This is a genomic window from Citrobacter sp. LJND-P06 (assembly GCF_058188415.1).
The window spans coordinates 3,623,073-3,641,634 of record NZ_CP187317.1; the positions used below are offsets into that span (position 1 = coordinate 3,623,073).

Consider the following 18,562-nt stretch of genomic DNA (forward strand, 5'->3'; position numbering starts at 1 on the left):
TGCCACCTCTCCGCCGTGGCACATGCTACAGTGTAAAAATGCTGCTTAACGAGGAGCCACGATCGTGCCCGGTTTGAAAATCACGCTTTTGCAACAACCTCTGGTCTGGATGGACGGCCCTGCCAATTTGCGCCACTTTGACAGACAACTGGAAACCATCACCGGACGTGACATCATCGTATTACCCGAGATGTTTACTACCGGCTTTGCCATGGAAGCGGCAGTCCGTTCACTCTCTCAGGAAACCCTCATCGAGTGGATGCGCAAAAAGGCGGAACAGACCAACGCCCTGATTGCAGGCAGTGCGGCGCTACAGTCAGAACGCGGGCCGGTTAACCGATTTTTACTCGTCGAGCCGCAAGGAACCGTTCATCATTATGATAAACGCCACTTGTTCCGAATGGCGGAGGAACATCACCATTATGAACCGGGTACTGAGCGCGTCATTGTGAACTGGCGCGGCTGGCGTATCCTGCCGCTGATCTGTTACGACCTGCGTTTTCCGGTGTGGTCCCGCAATCTCAACGATTACGATCTGGCGCTGTTTGTGGCTAACTGGCCAGCTCCGCGCTCGTTACACTGGCAGGCGTTGCTGACCGCGCGGGCCATTGAAAATCAGGCATATGTTGCAGGCTGTAACCGGGTCGGTACTGACGGCAACGGCCACCATTACCGTGGAGACAGTCGGGTGATTAGCCCGCAGGGTGAGGTTATCGCCACCGCTGAACCCCATCACGCAACCCGCATTGACGCAGAGTTATCGCTCAGCACGCTGCGGGAATACCGGGAAAAATTCCCGGCATGGCAGGATGCCGATCCGTTCACGCTGCAATAAATCCGCGCGCCGCTTCCGCTATGGCGAAATGTTTCCCATAGCGGGTTTAAGCCGATGAATGGGGGGAAACACCGATCTTAACTAACGGTGTGACCAGAGTGAAGATTGTTTCACTCAGTAACCTCTCGTAAAACAAATTCGTGCGGTTCCCCTCACCTTTCAACGTATCCTGAGATGTTCCCTCGTTGTTTGAGTGGTAAGCGCAGTTCATAACTTCTTTATCAGGATGAAATAATGAAGAATTTCGTACGTATGACCTTAGTCGCGGCAGCGCTGGCCGGTGCCTCTTTTAGTTCTTTTGCATCAAACGTGTCTGAGACACCCGTTCCTTCCCAGGATCCGGTGGTGCAACAGCTCAAACTGACCGACGCTCAGGTTGAGCAAATTAAAAAGCTGCACAGCGAGCTGGAAGCCAATGTGAGCAAGATTTCCATGAAGGACATTAAAGACGGCGAACTGATTAATGTCATTAGATCCGGGAAATGGGACGAGTCAGCAGTCAAAAAACAACTGACGGCGATCGGCAGTGTTGAACAACAATCCCGCTACTACCGCGTGAAATACTACTTTGAGCTGAACAAGGTATTGACCCCGGAACAGCGTAAACTGGTACAAAATGAAATTGCCCAGACGCTGAGCGAATAATGCCGATAGCCCGTTGCGTCAGGCAGCGGGCTTTATAGATTTTACAGAAACGAAAACGACGAAGGCCTGAATCATTGCGGATTAAGGTCTTCTGGCAAAATTTCCTGCTCAAACAGATATCCCTGTACAGCATCAGCACCGCTTACACGACAGAGGGTATAGTCCTCTGGTGTTTCAACCCCTTCGATCACTACCTGCCCCCCTAGTTCGCGGAACTGATTGACCAGCATAGTCAACTGCGATCCCGAGCTCCTGAACTGATGAAACATTCCGGTTTCGATTTTGACTGCATCAAATTGAATGCCAGTCTGTCGCCAGACAAAAAACTGCGCTGGTAATACGTCATCCAGCCAGATGCGAAACCCATACCGTATCAGAGTGTTTAATGCAGCGCACACCACCTTCTGTTCGGCCTTTCCCAGACGCATCATCGTACCAGGATCCTGAATTTCGATAATAATCCGTCCCTGATGCACCTGTTCAGTAAGCAGGTTTATCCACCGCTGGCAGGTCAGCATCCTGACCGATAAATTCAGCGAAAAGCATCCCCGCAGCGCCAGTACCCGCTGCATTTGCCACAGAAAGAGTTGCTGCTTCTCTATGGCGGAAAGACGCTGAAAAAAAAGATCCAGATGAAGCGGTGTCTGTACCAGGCTCAGCACTTCACGGACATCCTGCGCTGCATCATGAAAAAAATGGATACGCTGCAGGCGCAGCCCGGTTATCTGCATCAGTTCGGCATTGCGGGGAAGCTCTTGGGTATAAAGAGCCCGTTCACTGAGTCTGTTCATGTCATTCCATTTTTTGATTAAAAGGACGTCGTGCATCCTGCAACCAGGGGATACGGCGATCATTTGGGTATTCGAGGTAAAAACGTGCCGCCAGACGACGCGCACCGGGCATATCCTGCTGATGCAACGCAAGCAAGATTTGCGTGAAGGAGATATTCGGGTCTGGGTGAACACGCACATATTCAGGCGCCCAGCGGCGAACCGGCGCTAGCCAGCGAGCGTCCCGGGTTCGCTGGTAACGTTGCAGATGGCCCATTTCGACATCAAACCGGTAACGCGTGGCCATTAGCCAGCCGCCCACAGGGAGCGATTCGGCAAGACGCCACTGCTCTGACTGCCGCTCCGCCACCGTCAATCGTTGTTGCGTCTGCAGCGTGAGGAGCAACAACGGCGTCAAGGCCAGTGCCGCGATAAACGCCACCACGCGAACAAAGTCAGTCGCAGGAAGCGCCAGTCGGTACCTCTTAACGGTACTGTCTGCACAACGTAGCAACAGGATCAGCAGCAGCCAGTGAGGCGTCGACTGTCTGACCGGGTATTCCGTCAGCATATGAATCACCACGGGCAGCGCTGCCACCAGGCACGCACGCCGCCAGTGATTTCCACTTATCCAAAGCCAGAAACCACCTGCGATAAAACAGACCGCGCCAGCCAGCCCGACCAGACCGCCCTCCACCATCCATAGCACCAGCTCGTTATGCGGATGTGACATACTGCTCAGCCCAAAACGTCCCGCACGTTCAAGAAATACCGCAGCAAAACTGCCGACACCCCAGCCCATCCACGGTCGTTCTACAAACAGCGCCAGAGACGTTTTCAGCACCGACCAGCGAATATGAGATGACGTCAGATGATCCACTGTCGCAACAGAGAGAAAATGGCGAGTGACTGCCCCCATCGCCATTCCAGCCACCAGCGGTACCAGGAGTAGCAGCAACGTCCGCCGCTGCGAAGGAAAAATGACCAGCAGCAATACTTCTCCAACGACCAGAGACAAATAGCCGGTTTGCGACTGACATTCATGCAGTACAAATCCCATCAACACACAGGCAAACCCAATGACTACGCGGGAGCGGCCATGGATCCGTAAAAAGAGTAGCGCCGACAGCAATACGCCGCAGGCGGTAAAACTGGCCATCAGATTGACCTGTTGAAAAATTCCGTAAGGCCGCGTACTGCGCCACCAGGCAAACTCCCAGTAGCCAACGCCCGGCAGATGCAGATACTGATAAACAAACGCGAGACATTCGAGGAGACAGGCACTCCATAGCAATGCCAGCAAGACCGTCAGTATGTTTACCGTCAGCGGAATTTGCAGCACAGCCAGGTACAAAAGTGCGCCACCCAACAATGCGCCAGCCACCAGCAATGCCTCCGTTTTCCAGACCATGGGCGTTAGCAGGCAAAGGAGTGTCAGAATCAGCGAACCCGCCATAAACCCGGCGGCAGGTAAAGTAAGCCGCCAGCGTCGGCAAGGCAGCAACACGGACACGCTCCCTGCCAGTACAACGGCGTAGATCCAGGACAGAATATTGAGCGGCAACGACAGACCACTGCCGCCGTTATTCGGCCAGTAAAGATGCATTCCTCCACACCAGAAAAGCAGACTGGCAGCGAGTAAGAATCTCTGCGCGGACAACGGGGCCAGGCGATTCAGTCTGTTCATCATGCTACTGGTAATTCAGCGTCCAGGTTCCGCTGGCGCTGAACGAACCGTATTCCAGAGACTGGTTTTTTATCGCCGTCGGCTCGGCCGCGACCCATGCCAGAAAATTGAGTGTCATCGACCCTTCAGTAATCTCTTTCACTGACGTGCTCTCGCCGAGTCGGATTGCCGTACCGTTCTCTTCACTCATCCCAATGCCGATCCCAGACGCACCGCCGTGCTCACTGCTATCCAGAGCCAGATGATCGGGTAACTCTGCATCTTCGCTGCCTTCGAAGGTGACGGAGATCCCGCGAAAGACGTCTGGGTTACAGTCACGTAACTGAATACTGAATTTTTCTGGCTTACTGCGCCCTGATGAATAGAGATCCTGGGTGGCTATCTGCCCGAAATCGACCTCAATTTTGTCACCACCCGGAGGAAGGCTGCAGGCGAGTGCCCTGACGGTGCCGTGAAAATACATATCGCCGCCGACCAGTTTGGTATCACCCAGCGCGCCGCCGCTGAGCAACAGCACGCTGGCTATTATTAACGTCCTGAATATCATGGCATCACCCTACTGAAACTGCGCAACGACGGTGGCAGAGGCTTCGAACTCCCCCTCCTTTACGCTCCCCACGCCCGGCTTTGCCACCGGCGCCGCAGTGAGGTTCCAGTCGCCCTGGTTCTGGTAAAAGCCCTTCATGTTGTAGAACTGATTTGGCACCACGGGGCTTCCGCTCTCATCTTTAATTTCGATGCCGAGATCGTCGCGTTTTTGCCCATTGCTGAGGGTGCCGAGAAAACGATCGTTAAACTCCGCGGTACCTGAGGCCGTGCTGGTTTGTACACCGAGATCGATGTTCAGCGCCCCCTGGTCAAAGCTGCCGCCCTCACAGTGCACATGAATGGGAATCGACTTGCTGAAATTGGTGCCGTTGAGTTTTGCGGCGGAACCGGGTAGATCGCCAAATTCAACACTGATCTTGTCGCCCCGGTTAAAGGTGCATTTATCTGGCACGGTAATCAGCCCGGATTTAATGACCACGCGGGAAATCGCGGTTGTTGGTGTAGGCCCCGCATTACCCATGCGCCCGGCAACTTCCAGGAGGGACTGCGAAGCGATATTGATGCCGTTAATTATTGGTTTAGTGACAATAAACGTCACTTTTCCTTTCGAACCACTTTTAACGTTAGTGGCGCGTACGTAGCCTTTACGCTTCTTGCAACTGTTATTGCTGTTGCGGTTAGAAACATCGGTAAAAGGGGCCTGGGCATATCGGTTATAGCGCCCGGCGACCCACACCTGCACTTCCACATCCAGATACTCGTTCAGACGAAACCGGTTCGGCCCCTGGTTTGAGAGAGGCATCGTCGAGGTCGTGGTGTAGTAAATCGGCTGTCGGGAGATATCCGCCTGCTCGCAGTGAAAATCCACCACATACAAACTTCCCAGATTCCAGGTGAACGGGTTTGTTCTCCCGCCCGCGTGGTTTTTGCTCACATCCAGCGATTTCAGCTCAATTTCATATTGATGTGGCACACCCCCTTGCGGCTCCCCTTCCCCCTGAGTAAACGCCAGCGCTGCCAGCGGGCAGCCTGCCAGTGCTGCCCACAACAGCGTTTTGTGCAATTTGCTCATAGATACTCCAGCTTCACTCTGACCAGACTGTGAAATTCGCCAGCGGTCACCTCACGCCCGATGGATTCCAGCGCCGCAAGAAAGTGTATGGCGTTATCCCCCGGTTTAAGGATCCACATACGCTGCGGCTGACTGAGGTGAATCAACTGATTACGTTCGGTCAACAGCCGGATGCCCGCGCCCCGCACGTCGCCATGAATACGGCCCAAATCGCTGTTTTCCGGCGCGCTTTCGGCCATCAGCGTCATCGAAACCCCGCGTTCCAGCGTACTGTGCACCCGTTCGGGCATTTCACTGGTCTGCCCGGGGAAATCCCGCAGGGTATGACCGGAGCCTTTTAAGCAGTCATTCAGGTACAGCGTGACCAACACCGGATCGCTTCGATCGCCGGCCTGGTGAAACCGGCTGGCGGAAATATCACCAAGATCGATGGTCTGGTCGCGTGACGCCATATCCAGCACACACGGAGAAACAAAAACCCGACCGTGAAAGCGGACGTTGCCATACTCACCGGACACGTTACTCATATCCTGGCGCCCGCTTTTGGCCTGAACCGTACAGGCCACTCCCGCCATCAGCAGAACGAAAAGCATCTTTTTCATTGACTGAGTCCTGTTACCGGGGCTGCTTCTCCATGGGCAATGCCTTACACACATTGCCTGTGCAGCTGAAATTCAGTTCGGGATGACCACCAAAATCGTTCACATACATCATGCTGAACTGGCTGACACCGCCATCAGTGACGATGAAATCATGAGAGGATTTGGGCGACACCATGATCCCGGGGAAGTCCGTCAGCTTGCCGCCGCCTTGCGCTTCCGGTTTACGGCTCAGGCCGATGAGGGTGACGAAATAAGGCGTCGGATTATCCACCGTCCAGTGGATGCCCTGCTTGTGAAAGACCACCTGGTTTTGCCACACAGCACCGGGTGATTCCGGCACGATGGCGGTCGGGCGATAAAACAGCTTGATGCGCGACTGCATCGCCAGTTGCAGGACGTTCGGCTTATCAGGTTTGGGCGGAATTTCGCGAACGTTCAGATAAAAGAGGCTTTCGCGATCTTGCGGCAACGCGTTAATGCCACTGGTTTTTGTGACACGGGCAATCCCCTTTTGCCCACCATTGATGCGTTGAAGTGGTGGCAAGACCATCAATGGCGAGGTGATCTTTGCCCCGCTGGCATCCTCCACCCACGACTGCGCCAGAAACGGGATACTCGGGCTGGTGTTGGTTAAGTTCGCACTGACGGAGCGAGCATCACCGGTGATGATCAGCCGGGTACGGTCGAGCGCAATGCCCGCCCATGAGACATTGATCTCTGCGACAAACAGCAAACCGCAGGCTACGGGTTTCAGCCAGCGCTGCACGGAGTAAAAAGCTTGGTTTTTCATGGCATGATTCATTCAAGTTATAGAAATTATTCACAAGGCAACAGCACGTTACCTTCCGGATTAAGGTGTTGAGGCACCTGCAAGCGGCACTGCACACGGCCGCCCCAGGCAACAGAAAGAGCTTCTTCAGGGTTCACGCCTGCAATCCAGGCCACGCCGTTTTCCATCACCATGGCGACACTGACGCCGTTGGCATTGAATACTTCGGCACCAAACGGCGGCGCAGAGCCATCTTTCAGGCGCAACGTCGCCATCATTTTTTGCCCCTGGGCCACAGCAAAGCGTTGATAGCCAATCGCCCCTTCCGTTAGGGTGTTGGTCACGATGGCCTTAGTCGCGGAAATGTCTTCATCCATCGCGTCCACGTCGATGCGGGTATCAAAGCTGTGATAACTCACGACATCTGGCACCACGGCAATGCCGAAGCGGTTGGAGTGCGCCTGCTCGCCGTTCAGCGGCACGTTAGCGACACCGTCGGTATCGACCATCACGCGGGCGGTGTTCATCGACGCCTGGCTGTTATGCAGCGCCGCGCCGTGACGCGTCGCGGTAAAGCCGCCACGCATCGTGCCGCCAACGGAGAGGTAGCGTGATTGCTGCCAACTGACGTTAGACTCGAGCTCCGCCATCATGCTGCGGTGCTTGTAATAGCCATCAAACGCAGTATGGCCTTCACCAGAGACACCAGCCCGCAGGCGCCACGGGTTGTTTCGGTCGCGGTTATCGGAATACGAAACCATCTGGCTGGTCTGGTTGCCGCTGTTTTGCAGCTCATAATCCATAGAACGACCATCGTTCCACGGAATTGAGAGGGAGAGCGAAAGACTGTCATCCCGTTTTCCCTGATACTCAGAGCGGTAAGCCGCAAGGTTGGCGCTGATCCCCCGAATACCGGCGAACGAAAAGCTGTGCCCCATCGACATTCCGTAGCGATCCTGTGAGCGGCGATCCCAGTAGTTCTGGTGGGTGTAGGTCAGGTACAGCGTCGTTGCCAAACGCGGATCGTCAGGAAAAAAGGTCTTGTTACCGGTGATGGTGTACATCTCTTTCTCGTTCCCGACACTGTCGTTATTCTCATATTGTTCGTCGAGGAACTGCGAGAAAGAGCGGAAGTTTCGCTGCGAAAAGCGGTAACCGGCAAAAGTGATGGCGCTGTTGTATTCATCAAACGTTTTGGCATAGCTGAGCTTAAAGGACATGCCTTTTTTCTCATCCTGATGTTTCACCCGGCTCACGGATTGCGTGGCATCGGCTGACAAAGCACCCAGCCAGCTCAAATCCCGCCCGATCCCCATCGACCAGGCGTTGTAACGATCGCCGGTCAGTAGAGCACCACCGTACAGAGACCACGCATTGCTGACCCCCCATGAAAAATCGCCGCTGTAAAACGCCGGTCCCTGTATGTCATGTTGATAGCGCGATGGCTTACCGACAGCGGCGTTGTATCGCATGTAGCCCGGACGCGTCAGATAGGGAATATCGGCCGTATTGACCTGAAAGGTTTGTACGCCGCCATCTTGCTCTTCGACGCGCACATCCAGCGTGCCGCGTACCGAACCGTGCAGATCCTGAATATTAAACGGCCCCGCAGGGACGGTGGTTTGATAGATGACTCGCCCCTGCTGGCTGATGGTCACTTTTGCGTTACTGCGGGCAATGCCATGGACTTCAGGTGCGTAACCCTGCAAATTCGGCGGTAGCATGCGCTCGTCACTGGCGAGGTTAACGCCCGTGAAGCGCACCGAATCAAATACCTGAGAATTCAGGTAGATTTCACCTACCGTCAGCTTCGCGGCCTGCATCGGCAGCGGGCGATAGGCGTAGATCTGATCCCAGTCAATGCTTGCGCGATGATTATCCGAGGAGTAATCAGCCTGATACTGTCCGCGAAAACGCCAGCCACCGAGATTAAACCCTGCCTGCCCGTAGCCCGACAGAGAACGGTAATCGCCGCCATCTTGTTCATAGTGGGTGGTCTGACCCGAGATGCTGTAGTCAAATATCAGCCCCGCCACGCCATTATCCCAACGCTCAGGTGGCGTCCAGTCAGGATCGGTATATTTCATCCATGCCTGCGGCACGGTAATGTCCAACACCCCGGCGTTGTTATTCAGTACTACCCCAGGCAGACGGGAAATATCGTTGCAGATAGCACTAACCGGCCGAATATGTACCAGCGCATCTTCTTTGAGCGCCAGCAATTCGAGCTGTTCCGGCGTCAGGCATGCCATGGATTTATGTTTATTTTCAGGGTCGACAATATAGCGGATCGACTGCTGTGGGATCTCCTGACCATTAATGCGAACATCCAGAAGATATTCGCCAGGTGCGACAAAGTTACCTTCAGAAAAGCGCTGCAAATCTACATTCTGCCTGTCGCTGGCATCCAAAACGTCGGTATTAAATTCGATTGACTCATCCGCTTCAACCCATGAAGAAGCACAGATCAGAGCAATACAAAGCGCCAGACGTTTTTTATCTGTTTTCAGCGTAATCATTTTCGTTCGTAAACCTTCAGATATCCGAATTGACAGAGCAGGTCAGAGATAATTCACAACAAAATGCGTAGCCGCGGTAAATTCACCGGATGTCATTCGTCCGTCACGGGAGATCAAATACGCTGTAAAATTAAGCGTATTTTTTCCTGGGTTAAGCGCATAATCCGGTGAAGGTTCGCCCAGATGAATTTGCTTTCCTTTGCTGTCATATATTTCTATCGCTAAATGCTCAGTTGCCGATTGCACACTCAGATAATCGGGATTATCGCGATCAGGTGCGCCGGAAAAGGTAATGTTGGCGCGTTGAAACACATTCCCTGGGTGTTGAGAATCCCCTAATGAACATCCCAGCAAATGAATGCTGAAATTATGTGCAGACACCTGTTCTGGTTTCCCGGAAATATCCCTGGCAGAGATGTCGCCAAATTCAACCAGCAGCGACCGATCGTGCGGATCGACATAGCAGGCAGCCTCAATAATATTTCCCCGCATCCGCATTTTGCCGGGTGTACTGGTAATATGATTGACGCCAGCCATGACCCATACAGGCGACATAAAGATAATAAGCAATAACGTTCGCCATCCAGGCATAACCGCATTTCCTTTCAGTTATTCACAGGAGGGTTTAAGCAGGCGCATCAATGCGCCCGCTTCAGATCATTACTGATAATCGATCTGGAAATTAACGGTGGATTCGAAATCACCTGGAGTCACCGCCGCAGAGGCATTGTTCGCCTGCAGGTAAGCCACGAAATCGATATCGGTTTCGCCGTCAGTGATGTTGACCTGGGAAGCGGCTTTGCCCCATTTTACTTCCTGGTTACCGCTGTCAATCATACCGATGCCCGCGCCCTGTGCAGTACCAGAGGTGAATGCAGCCAGCGCGTTGTTGTCCTTGTCAATGGTTGCCGGGCTGTAGGTCACGGTTGCGGTTTTCGCGACGGTAGTATCACAACCTTGCAGAACGATTTTGGCATGCTTAACACCGGCACGCTGATTGTCTTTTAACTGAGACGTCGGGATCTCACCAAAATTAACCTGTACCGGGCTGGATTCAGGAGCCAGACCACATGCGGAATTCACCAAAGAACCGGTAAAATGAATTTTACCGTTAGTCGGTTCTACCTTTTCAGCCGCGAAAGTAGAAGCAGCAGTAAAAGTCATTCCCGCCATCAGCGCACAGGCCATAGCCACGTTTTTCATTTTCATATTAAATCTTAACCTTATATCTATTTTTGGTTACTTCGACGTTCTATTCCCGCAGACGATTCCTGTCTGGGAAATCCTGATATTCAGGTAGCAGCGGTGCATTTCCTTGCAGACAATCACTCTCAAGCCACTCCTTATTTTGAACTTCACAGGCATTACCTACGGAATACCCTCCACAGCCGTTCACGCTGTTTCGGGGCTTATATTAAGTCGCTGAAAAAATGAGACAATGAGAAAACCTGTTCTCCATCAAACTCAGAGAATCGTGTTGTGTCACTGCCCGTGACAGGACAAAACAGGAACGAAAGACCAATGAAAACACACAGAACAGAATAAAATACTAACATTCATCTAATTTATAACATTTTTATCTGTTGATGATTTTTTAATTTAGATTAGATGATTAAAAAAAGTTTTTATGAAAGTTTTGTAAAAATGACAATGGATATCAAATGCGAGCCATGACAATAAGATAGAGAAGACGAGAAGGGGAACTGATAACTTCAGAAAGGATATTAAAATATTGTTACGCGAATATTAACAAAGCGTTCATTGGAGTGAACATTTTTTATAAATGAATTATGTTATGCTATTGCCTCAACCACTCGAATGCGAGATTTCCTGCTTTGAAGGAGACATCAGTGATTTCTCATATACCAATAAAAAAAATCAAATCCGTAATTATTGGCGATGGCTTAGTTTTTAGACCTCATAAAAATATGCTAAAAGACCTAACCTCTGGTGAGACGGCCACACTGAATAATATAGCATCGCTATTACTGCTGTATTTATTGCAAAATGGCAAAGAGATATCTACGCGTGACGAGATTTTACTAAATGTTTTTCAGCATAATGGAGCCAGAGCGACAGATGCTAACCTCAACCAGCACATTTCATTTCTGCGCAAAGCAATAACGTCAACGGGACACCCAGCAGAATTCATCGTGACAATTCCCCGAGTGGGATTTCGGATGGGTGATCTCAATATCAATATTCAGCAACGGGAAGAGGTACAGGTTACTGACAGAGCCCCCCCGGTGTCGGTACAAAAGAAGAAAAAGCATAACCGATGGCCAGTCGCGATAACCGCATTAATTACCGGTATTGCTGTGCTGGCGACGACCTGGCTGACCTGGATACCGAATGAAATATTCATGACGGATGCTTCTATTCTCAGGACGATCAACTATGAGAAATGCCGTGTGCATATTTTAGGTAATGCCCTCACCGACACCATTACCGAAAAGAAGGCGCGGGATATTTTCCAGACCGTTGGCATTAACCCGAACTGTTCACACACGAAAGATCTCTATCTCAATACCTGGTCGAGCAATCATAACCTGATTGACTGGTCGTTTGCTGCTGAATGCGGTCTTAACCTCGGCTATTACCACTGTGCCAGCCTGTATCGTCATCATGAGGAATGATATGAAGCCGGAAAGCGATCACTCTCCTTTATTATGGTCAATTGTGATTACCATTTGTGGGCTGGCGGCTATCGCCTTCCTCATCATTTCCGGAAATGCTAAGAAAAAAGAGATCAGTTTTTCCTGCTCTTCGGAATTTACGTCGATACTCGACGTCCATAACTCAAAAAAGGTCCTCAATGGGATCCTGTTGATAACCAGCTACAACTCCGGGCACCTTTCTTTGTCAGTGCAAGGGAAGTTCAAAAGCGATGAGGGCGAGTTCACTGTTGACCGTAAACTGTTCTTTCGCTACGCCAGTCCACTCGGCCATACCGCAGGCGTTTTCACCCTCACCCCCGACGGACGTGAAAAAGCCCCCGATGATGATGCAGCAGATGAAATCGATTATCTTTTTTTCGACGCCTACAAACGCGTCGACAAACTGTACATGCTGAAACGCATTAATAAAGAAACGATCATTATCGGTGATAGCTTTTCACCCCGCTTAGCCTGCGTGATGAATCGCTTTTCAGGTTAACCGCTCAGCAATCTTCGTCAGATTAAAGATGACTTGATGTGCTGTATTTACCAGCGCCTTCCCTGCCGTGTTCACTGGCAGGAAGTCGTCGGGCGAGTATTTACTCCACGAAAGCACAATAATTGTGTTGAGGGAGAGATCGGCGCGCAGTTCCAGGAGGAAGATGACAAATCAAAGGGTAATGGCATACCGGAGGGAAATACAGATATGAAAACGACGAAGGCCTGAATCATTTCTGATTCAGGCCTTCTGAATAGTGGCGGAATGGACGGGACTCGAACCCGCGACCCCCTGCGTGACAGGCAGGTATTCTAACCAACTGAACTACCACTCCGCGTTGTGTTCCGCTTGGGAACGAAGCGAATATTACGGATTGCTTCGCACCTCGTCAACGCTTTTTCTCACGTTTCGAATCGTTTGCTGTAAAAATCGCCCGAGAGGTTATTTTTAGCGCGTAAAAAGGCAAACTAGGCTCGCCAGAGACAACTTCCGCCCTTCTTCTGAACAAGGTCAAGACGCGACTCATGCGCCGCCAGCTCTTCATCAGTGGCTAAAACAACGCGTAACCTACCCGCCTGGCGAACAATACGTTGGATCCCCGCCTCACCCTGCTGCTGCTGACTTTCCCCTTCCATCGTAAAAGCCATCGTCGTTTGACCGCCCGTCATCATCAGATAAACGTCGGCCAGAATCTGGGCATCGAGCAATGCGCCGTGCAGGGTTCGTTTGCTGTTGTCTATTTCATAGCGTGAGCACAACGCATCGAGGCTGTTACGCTTGCCAGGAAACATCTTCCTCGCCAGCGCCAGGCTATCGGTCACTTTGCAGAAGGTGTTCGTCTTCGGGATGTCGCGATGGAGTTTACTAAACTCATAATCCATAAAGCCGATATCAAACGACGCGTTATGAATAACCAGTTCAGCGCCCCGAATGTAATCGAGGAACTCATCGGCGACCTCGGCAAACGTCGGTTTATCGAGCAAAAATTCATCTGCAATACCGTGCACCCCAAACGCTTCAGGGTCCACCAGTCGGTCGGGTTTAAGATAGACGTGGAAGTTATTTCCCGTCAGACGACGATTGACCACCTCGACAGCACCAATTTCAATAATCTTGTGCCCTTCGTAATGCGCGCCGATCTGGTTCATACCCGTGGTTTCGGTATCCAGGACGATCTGTCGTGTAATTGCAGTGCTCATAGCGGTCATTTATGTCAGACTTGTCGTTTTACAGTTCGATTTCAAATTACAGGAAGTCTACCAGAGATGCTTAAACAGGTAGAAATTTTCACCGATGGTTCTTGTCTCGGCAATCCAGGGCCTGGCGGTTACGGTGCTATTTTACGCTATCGCGGCCGCGAAAAAACCTTTAACGAAGGGTATACCCTCACGACGAATAACCGCATGGAGTTGATGGCGGCCATTGTCGCGCTGGAAGCACTGAAAGAGCAATGCAACGTTGTGCTCAGTACTGACAGTCAGTACGTCCGCCAGGGGATTACGCAGTGGATCCACAACTGGAAAAAACGTGGCTGGAAAACCGCGGATAAAAAGCCGGTGAAGAACGTTGATCTCTGGAAGCGCCTTGATGCGGCGTTGGGCCAGCATCAAATTAAATGGGAATGGGTAAAAGGCCATGCCGGCCATCCGGAAAACGAACGCTGCGATGAGCTTGCACGCGCCGCCGCAATGAATCCCACTCAGGAAGATACCGGGTATCAGCCGGACGCTTAGGCGTCGGGTTTACGGTAGTGGCGCGTCGCGCCGACGGTTTGTCGAATTCGCGCTGTGTTTTTATTTTGTTTCATTGGGTTAAGCGTGAGCGGAATGGTTCGCTTGCGCGCGACAATAAGCTGCAGACAACCTAATGCCGGAACATGCGCACTCAACAGCTTCCCTCCCTGCTTTGCCCAGGGCAAGACGTGAAAGCGGCTATAGTGCAACACTTCAAAATTCAGCAGGGATAACCAGTCGAACTGACGCATAAGCGTAAACATTCGGCTGTTATAGGGGCTCGTTTTACGTAATACCGGCACCAATTTGCGTAATCCCATCAGGCTCACCGGATTGAATCCGCTTAACACAAGCCAGCCATCATCAATTAACACGCGATCGGCTTCATGCAGTAAACGATGCGGATCGGCGCACCAGGGCAATGTGTGCGCCAACAAACACACATCAACAGATTTGTCGGCAAAGGGAAGATGCAATGGGTCGGCCTGAACCTGCACCGGTGAACCTTGTGCGGAAACATTTACCTGGTGGGAGACAGCGCACGCTTCCGAGTTGATTTCTGCGCTTAAATTACCGACCTTTAGCAGGTGAAAACCATACATTTTAGCGAACCACGGATTAAGTTGTTGTTCCAGCGCCTCACGATAGTACTCACCCCAGGGCAAATCGCCCCAGCATTCAGGTGCTATAGCAGTTTGAGGGATCCTTGCCGGTTTCATCACGACCTTCCGCTATGTTTGAGAGGTAATCTATGAATCTTAACAGTATTCCCGCGTTTCAGGACAATTACATCTGGGTTCTTGATAATAATGAAGGACGTTGCCTGATTGTCGATCCTGGTGACGCAAAACCGGTGTTAGACGCGATTGCGGAACATAACTGGCAACCAGAAGCGATTTTGCTCACTCATCATCATCAGGATCACGTTGGCGGTGTGAAAGAACTCCGTGAGCATTTTCCTAAAATAGTGGTTTACGGACCGGCAGAGACACAAGATAAGGGAACGACCCAGGTAGTCAAAGATGGCGAAACAGCCTTCATTTTAGGGCATGAATTTAGTGTATTTGCCACACCGGGTCACACTTTAGGACATATCTGTTACTTTAGCCGACCTTATCTATTTTGCGGAGATACTCTGTTTTCAGGGGGATGCGGGCGTTTATTTGAAGGTTCAGCAATTCAAATGTATCAATCACTTAAAAAAATATGTGCGCTCCCTGATGATACACTGGTGTGTAGTGCGCACGAATATACTTTATCAAATATTAAGTTTGCACTCAGCATCCTACCGCACGATTCGTTCATTAATGAATATTATCGTAAAGTTAATGAGTTACGCGCAAAAAACCAAATGACACTCCCCGTTACTCTGAAAAATGAGCGGCAAAATAATATTTTCCTAAGAACAGAAGATATTGATTTAATTAAAGAAATAAACAAAGAAACAATATTGCAACACCCTGAAGAGCGTTTTGCCTGGTTAAGGTCAAAGAAAGACAGGTTCTGACAATTCCTACTTGTCATTCGCAAACTTCGCCGTTATGATCGGTCGTCTTTTAAGCAACTATTGACACACACATGAAGGCAAAAGCGATATTACTCGCCTCTGTCCTGCTCGTGGGGTGCCAGTCGTCTCAGAACGCTGGTGTTCAACAGCACGCACAGAGCCTTTCTGCAGCTGGTCAAGGGGAAGCAGGAAAGTTTACGAGTCAGGCTCGATGGATGGACGATGGGACGTCTATCGCGCCGGATCAAGACCTGTGGGCTTTCATTGGTGACGAGCTAAAGATGGGAATTCCGGAAAATAACCGGATTCGCGAACAGAAACAGAAATATTTACGCAATAAGAGCTATCTCCACGATGTAACTTTACGGGCAGAGCCGTATATGTACTGGATAGCCGGGCAAGTTAAAAAACGTAACATGCCTATGGAACTGGTACTACTACCCATAGTGGAGAGCGCTTTTGATCCTCACGCGACGTCTGGCGCCAATGCAGCTGGCATTTGGCAGATCATTCCGAGCACGGGGCGCAATTATGGTTTAAAACAGACGCGCAGTTATGATGCTCGTCGCGATGTTGTGGCATCCACAACGGCGGCGCTGGACATGATGCAACGTCTGAACAAAATGTTTGACGGCGACTGGCTGTTGACCGTAGCGGCTTATAATAGCGGCGAAGGTCGCGTTATGAAGGCGATGAAAGCGAACAAAGCTCGTGGCAAAGCGACGGACTTTTGGTCACTGCCATTGCCTCAGGAAACGAAGCAGTACGTGCCAAAAATGCTGGCTTTGAGCGATATTCTCAAAAACAGCAAACGCTATGGCGTGCGTCTGCCTACGACAGACGAAAGTCGTGCGTTGGCGCGTGTTCGCTTGAGCAGCCCGGTAGAAATGGCGCAGGTTGCAGATATGGCGGGTATTTCCGTCAGCAAGCTAAAGACATTTAATGCTGGCGTGAAAGGCTCCACGTTGGGTGCAAGTGGCCCGCAATACGTGATGATTCCAAAGAAGCATGCAGCAAAACTGCGTGAATCTCTGGCTTCTGGCGAAATTGCGGCGGTACAGTCAACGTTGGTTGCAGATAATACGCCACTGAACAGCCGTAGCTACACGGTTCGCTCTGGCGACACGCTTTCGGGTATCGCTTCGCGTCTTGGCGTGAAAGCAAGCGATCTGAAGCAGTGGAACAACCTGCGTGGTTCCAGCCTGAAAGTTGGGCAAAGTTTGACGGTTGGCGCGGGCACAAGCGCGCAGCGACTGGCAAACAACAGCGACAGTATTACCTATCGTGTGCGTAAAGGGGATTCTCTTTCGAGCATCGCTAAACGTCACGGCGTTAACATCAAAGATGTGATGCGCTGGAACAACGATACGGATAATCTGCAGCCCGGCGATCAGCTAACGTTGTTTGTGAAAAACAACGGTATGCCAGACTCCTGATAAGCATATGACTAGTCCTGATATAGGTTGACACTTTTCAGCCTTAAAACGCCTGATGAACTTCATCGGGCGTTTTGTATTTTAACGACAGATGGGGTCGCCGTGTGTTGTAAATCTCTACCGACTCCCTGACCATCTTTCTCGCCTGCTCAATATCTTCTGGCCTGACGAGAAGATATTCCATTTTTAATATCCCGTTTACCCGTTCCGCCAGCGCATTCTGATAGCAGTCATATCCATCCGTCATCGAGCAGATGACGCCGTAACGTTCATGCAGCGCCTGATATTCTGTTGAACAGTACTGGATACCCCGGTCTGAGTGATGTATCAGTGGGGCTGTTGTACGCCTGCTCACCAGTGCCATTTTGAGTGCGGTGGCCACATGCCGGGTATGCAGACTTTCATGTACATGATATCCCACTATTTTTCGCGACCAGACATCGGTTACCAGACTGACATACGCCGTTCCCTGACGCAGTGGAAGATACGTGATATCCGCGACCCATATCTGTTCCGGATGGCTGGCAACAACCTGATGTTCACCTGACTTCAATAAGTTAGGGTGACAATAAAAGCGATGATGGCTGTTCGTCGTTTTATGATAGGCCCGCTTCGGCATCACCAGTAAATGCGAGCAACGCAGTATCCGGAACAGACGGTCACGGCCAACATACAGCGCCGGGTCTGCTTGTTGTCGCAGCAGATAATGCAATTTACGCGTGCCCAGCCGGGGCTGTTGCAACCGGATGGTCGTCACCTGTTCAATGATGTTCCTGGCCTGAATTTCCCGGCCACGCTCACGCTGCAAAGACTGATACCATGCCTGCCGGCTAATCCCCAGGAACCGGCAGGCACGTGTTACTGTGAGTCCCGGCGTTTGTGTTTGCGTGATAAGACGTCCAACTGCTTTTTTGTCAGAGTCGCTCCGAACTCCGTATTCATAACTTTCACAACCGCTTCAAAAAACTGTGCTTTGATTTCTGATTCAGCGAGTTGCTGCTCGAGTTCTTTAATTCGCTGTTCGGGGGTGAGAGGCATTTTAGGCATGTTAACTCCGCATGCTCTGACAGGAGAGGAGGAACGCCAGTCGAGTTGACCATATTTGCGCAGCCATGCCATGACTGTGTAGCTACCCTGAATACCGTAGCGATCTTGCGCCTGGCGGTAAGTCATTTCACCTTTTTCGACCTGTTCAACAACGGCCAGTTTAAAGGATAGTGGGTAATCGCGTTGTGTGCGTTTAATGTATTGGTTCATCACATTCTCCTCAGTGTGCGAGTTA

The 18,562-nt window shown here is 51.2% G+C and carries 19 protein-coding genes, 1 tRNA gene and 1 pseudogene; 8 read left to right on the plus strand and 13 right to left on the minus strand.

All coding sequences use genetic code 11. The features are described 5' to 3' along the window. The first annotated feature begins 64 nt into the window (after positions 1-64). Positions 65-835, plus strand: a complete 771-nt coding sequence (locus tag ACO7SM_RS17180) for an amidohydrolase (RefSeq protein WP_490468534.1) — start codon at positions 65-67, stop codon at positions 833-835. A 234-nt stretch (positions 836-1,069) separates the two neighbouring features. After that, positions 1,070-1,480, plus strand: coding sequence for a Spy/CpxP family protein refolding chaperone (locus tag ACO7SM_RS17185; RefSeq protein ID WP_490468535.1), 411 nt, complete (start codon positions 1,070-1,072; stop codon positions 1,478-1,480). 71 nt (positions 1,481-1,551) lie between these two features. Here ACO7SM_RS17185 and ACO7SM_RS17190 read toward each other — a convergent pair whose 3' ends face one another. The 9 genes from ACO7SM_RS17190 to ACO7SM_RS17230 all read right to left on the minus strand — a co-directional run bounded on the left by ACO7SM_RS17190 (position 1,552) and on the right by ACO7SM_RS17230 (position 10,657). Beyond that, the gene (locus tag ACO7SM_RS17190) at positions 1,552-2,271 is read right to left on the minus strand and encodes an EAL domain-containing protein (protein WP_490468536.1); all 720 of its coding nucleotides are present in this window, start codon (positions 2,269-2,271) and stop codon (positions 1,552-1,554) included. A 1-nt stretch (position 2,272) separates the two neighbouring features. Then, the gene (locus ACO7SM_RS17195) at positions 2,273-3,940 is read right to left on the minus strand and encodes an O-antigen ligase family protein (RefSeq protein WP_490468537.1); all 1,668 of its coding nucleotides are present in this window, start codon (positions 3,938-3,940) and stop codon (positions 2,273-2,275) included. Position 3,941: 1 nt separating this feature from the next. Further along, positions 3,942-4,484 carry a fimbrial protein gene (locus tag ACO7SM_RS17200; protein WP_490468538.1) on the minus strand — a complete coding sequence of 181 codons (543 nt, stop codon included), beginning with the start codon at positions 4,482-4,484 and terminating at the stop codon, positions 3,942-3,944. Between the two features lie 9 nt (positions 4,485-4,493). Further along, the gene (locus ACO7SM_RS17205) at positions 4,494-5,558 is read right to left on the minus strand and encodes a fimbrial protein (RefSeq protein ID WP_490468539.1); all 1,065 of its coding nucleotides are present in this window, start codon (positions 5,556-5,558) and stop codon (positions 4,494-4,496) included. After that, positions 5,555-6,160 (minus strand): fimbrial protein, encoded by a 606-nt coding sequence (locus ACO7SM_RS17210; protein WP_490468540.1) that lies wholly within the window; start codon positions 6,158-6,160, stop codon positions 5,555-5,557. Before ACO7SM_RS17210 ends, ACO7SM_RS17205 begins: the two co-directional genes overlap by 4 nt. A 13-nt stretch (positions 6,161-6,173) precedes the next feature. Further along, positions 6,174-6,950 (minus strand): fimbrial biogenesis chaperone, encoded by a 777-nt coding sequence (locus ACO7SM_RS17215; protein ID WP_490468541.1) that lies wholly within the window; start codon positions 6,948-6,950, stop codon positions 6,174-6,176. Between the two features lie 26 nt (positions 6,951-6,976). Continuing rightward, positions 6,977-9,448, minus strand: coding sequence for a fimbria/pilus outer membrane usher protein (locus tag ACO7SM_RS17220; RefSeq protein ID WP_490468542.1), 2,472 nt, complete (start codon positions 9,446-9,448; stop codon positions 6,977-6,979). 42 nt (positions 9,449-9,490) lie between these two features. Continuing rightward, positions 9,491-10,039: a fimbrial protein gene (locus ACO7SM_RS17225; RefSeq protein ID WP_490468543.1), complete on the minus strand. Its 549-nt coding sequence runs from the start codon at positions 10,037-10,039 to the stop codon at positions 9,491-9,493. Positions 10,040-10,108: 69 nt separating this feature from the next. Beyond that, on the minus strand, positions 10,109-10,657 hold the full coding sequence (locus ACO7SM_RS17230) for a fimbrial protein (protein ID WP_490468544.1): 549 nt from the start codon (positions 10,655-10,657) through the stop codon (positions 10,109-10,111). Positions 10,658-11,376: 719 nt separating this feature from the next. Here ACO7SM_RS17230 and ACO7SM_RS17235 point away from each other — a divergent pair. The 3 genes and pseudogenes from ACO7SM_RS17235 to ACO7SM_RS17245 all read left to right on the plus strand — a co-directional run. Continuing rightward, positions 11,377-11,571 (plus strand): annotated as a pseudogene (locus tag ACO7SM_RS17235) (winged helix-turn-helix domain-containing protein); the annotation flags it as partial. Positions 11,572-11,628: 57 nt separating this feature from the next. After that, positions 11,629-12,084, plus strand: coding sequence for a hypothetical protein (locus ACO7SM_RS17240; protein WP_490471012.1), 456 nt, complete (start codon positions 11,629-11,631; stop codon positions 12,082-12,084). A 1-nt stretch (position 12,085) separates the two neighbouring features. Then, positions 12,086-12,604: a hypothetical protein gene (locus ACO7SM_RS17245; RefSeq protein WP_490468545.1), complete on the plus strand. Its 519-nt coding sequence runs from the start codon at positions 12,086-12,088 to the stop codon at positions 12,602-12,604. Between the two features lie 257 nt (positions 12,605-12,861). On the opposite strand, the gene ACO7SM_RS17250 is transcribed toward ACO7SM_RS17245, so the two are convergent. Both ACO7SM_RS17250 and dnaQ read right to left on the minus strand, forming a co-directional pair. Beyond that, positions 12,862-12,938 (minus strand) — tRNA-Asp (locus ACO7SM_RS17250). A gap of 133 nt (positions 12,939-13,071) precedes the next feature. After that, positions 13,072-13,803, minus strand: coding sequence for a DNA polymerase III subunit epsilon (gene dnaQ / locus ACO7SM_RS17255; protein ID WP_490468546.1), 732 nt, complete (start codon positions 13,801-13,803; stop codon positions 13,072-13,074). 66 nt (positions 13,804-13,869) lie between these two features. On the opposite strand from dnaQ, the gene rnhA reads away from it, so the two are divergent. Then, positions 13,870-14,337 carry a ribonuclease HI gene (gene rnhA / locus ACO7SM_RS17260; protein WP_490468547.1) on the plus strand — a complete coding sequence of 156 codons (468 nt, stop codon included), beginning with the start codon at positions 13,870-13,872 and terminating at the stop codon, positions 14,335-14,337. Here the strand turns inward: rnhA and ACO7SM_RS17265 are convergent. Then, positions 14,334-15,056 (minus strand): class I SAM-dependent methyltransferase, encoded by a 723-nt coding sequence (locus tag ACO7SM_RS17265; RefSeq protein WP_490468548.1) that lies wholly within the window; start codon positions 15,054-15,056, stop codon positions 14,334-14,336. The two genes, rnhA and ACO7SM_RS17265, sit on opposite strands and share 4 nt — an antisense overlap. 32 nt (positions 15,057-15,088) lie before the next feature. Between ACO7SM_RS17265 and gloB the strand changes: the two genes are divergently transcribed. Together gloB and mltD are read left to right on the plus strand one after the other, a co-directional pair. Beyond that, positions 15,089-15,844, plus strand: a complete 756-nt coding sequence (gene gloB, locus ACO7SM_RS17270; RefSeq protein WP_490468549.1) for a hydroxyacylglutathione hydrolase — start codon at positions 15,089-15,091, stop codon at positions 15,842-15,844. Positions 15,845-15,915: 71 nt separating this feature from the next. Continuing rightward, positions 15,916-17,280 carry a murein transglycosylase D gene (gene mltD / locus ACO7SM_RS17275; protein ID WP_490468550.1) on the plus strand — a complete coding sequence of 455 codons (1,365 nt, stop codon included), beginning with the start codon at positions 15,916-15,918 and terminating at the stop codon, positions 17,278-17,280. Between the two features lie 43 nt (positions 17,281-17,323). On the opposite strand, the gene ACO7SM_RS17280 is transcribed toward mltD, so the two are convergent. Continuing rightward, positions 17,324-18,537 (minus strand): IS3 family transposase gene (locus ACO7SM_RS17280; RefSeq protein WP_490467723.1). Its coding sequence is split into 2 segments (ribosomal slippage): positions 17,324-18,195 and positions 18,195-18,537, totalling 1,215 coding nucleotides; the frame shifts between segments, so codons are not numbered across the junction. Between the last annotated feature and the right edge of the window lie 25 nt (positions 18,538-18,562).

Bases quoted from the DNA above. Each gene is read 5' to 3' on its own strand.
- ACO7SM_RS17205 (WP_490468539.1), bottom strand. From the start codon at position 5,558: ATGAGCAAATTGCACAAAACGCTGTTGTGGGCAGCACTGGCAGGCTGC.
- mltD (WP_490468550.1), top strand. From the start codon at position 15,916: ATGAAGGCAAAAGCGATATTACTCGCCTCTGTCCTGCTCGTGGGGTGC.
- ACO7SM_RS17220 (WP_490468542.1), bottom strand. From the start codon at position 9,448: ATGATTACGCTGAAAACAGATAAAAAACGTCTGGCGCTTTGTATTGCT.
- rnhA (WP_490468547.1), top strand. From the start codon at position 13,870: ATGCTTAAACAGGTAGAAATTTTCACCGATGGTTCTTGTCTCGGCAAT.
- ACO7SM_RS17190 (WP_490468536.1), bottom strand. From the start codon at position 2,271: ATGAACAGACTCAGTGAACGGGCTCTTTATACCCAAGAGCTTCCCCGC.
- gloB (WP_490468549.1), top strand. From the start codon at position 15,089: ATGAATCTTAACAGTATTCCCGCGTTTCAGGACAATTACATCTGGGTT.
- ACO7SM_RS17215 (WP_490468541.1), bottom strand. From the start codon at position 6,950: ATGAAAAACCAAGCTTTTTACTCCGTGCAGCGCTGGCTGAAACCCGTA.
- dnaQ (WP_490468546.1), bottom strand. From the start codon at position 13,803: ATGAGCACTGCAATTACACGACAGATCGTCCTGGATACCGAAACCACG.
- ACO7SM_RS17210 (WP_490468540.1), bottom strand. From the start codon at position 6,160: ATGAAAAAGATGCTTTTCGTTCTGCTGATGGCGGGAGTGGCCTGTACG.
- ACO7SM_RS17240 (WP_490471012.1), top strand. From the start codon at position 11,629: ATGGGTGATCTCAATATCAATATTCAGCAACGGGAAGAGGTACAGGTT.
- ACO7SM_RS17185 (WP_490468535.1), top strand. From the start codon at position 1,070: ATGAAGAATTTCGTACGTATGACCTTAGTCGCGGCAGCGCTGGCCGGT.
- ACO7SM_RS17195 (WP_490468537.1), bottom strand. From the start codon at position 3,940: ATGATGAACAGACTGAATCGCCTGGCCCCGTTGTCCGCGCAGAGATTC.
- ACO7SM_RS17225 (WP_490468543.1), bottom strand. From the start codon at position 10,039: ATGCCTGGATGGCGAACGTTATTGCTTATTATCTTTATGTCGCCTGTA.
- ACO7SM_RS17265 (WP_490468548.1), bottom strand. From the start codon at position 15,056: ATGAAACCGGCAAGGATCCCTCAAACTGCTATAGCACCTGAATGCTGG.
- ACO7SM_RS17230 (WP_490468544.1), bottom strand. From the start codon at position 10,657: ATGAAAATGAAAAACGTGGCTATGGCCTGTGCGCTGATGGCGGGAATG.
- ACO7SM_RS17200 (WP_490468538.1), bottom strand. From the start codon at position 4,484: ATGATATTCAGGACGTTAATAATAGCCAGCGTGCTGTTGCTCAGCGGC.
- ACO7SM_RS17245 (WP_490468545.1), top strand. From the start codon at position 12,086: ATGAAGCCGGAAAGCGATCACTCTCCTTTATTATGGTCAATTGTGATT.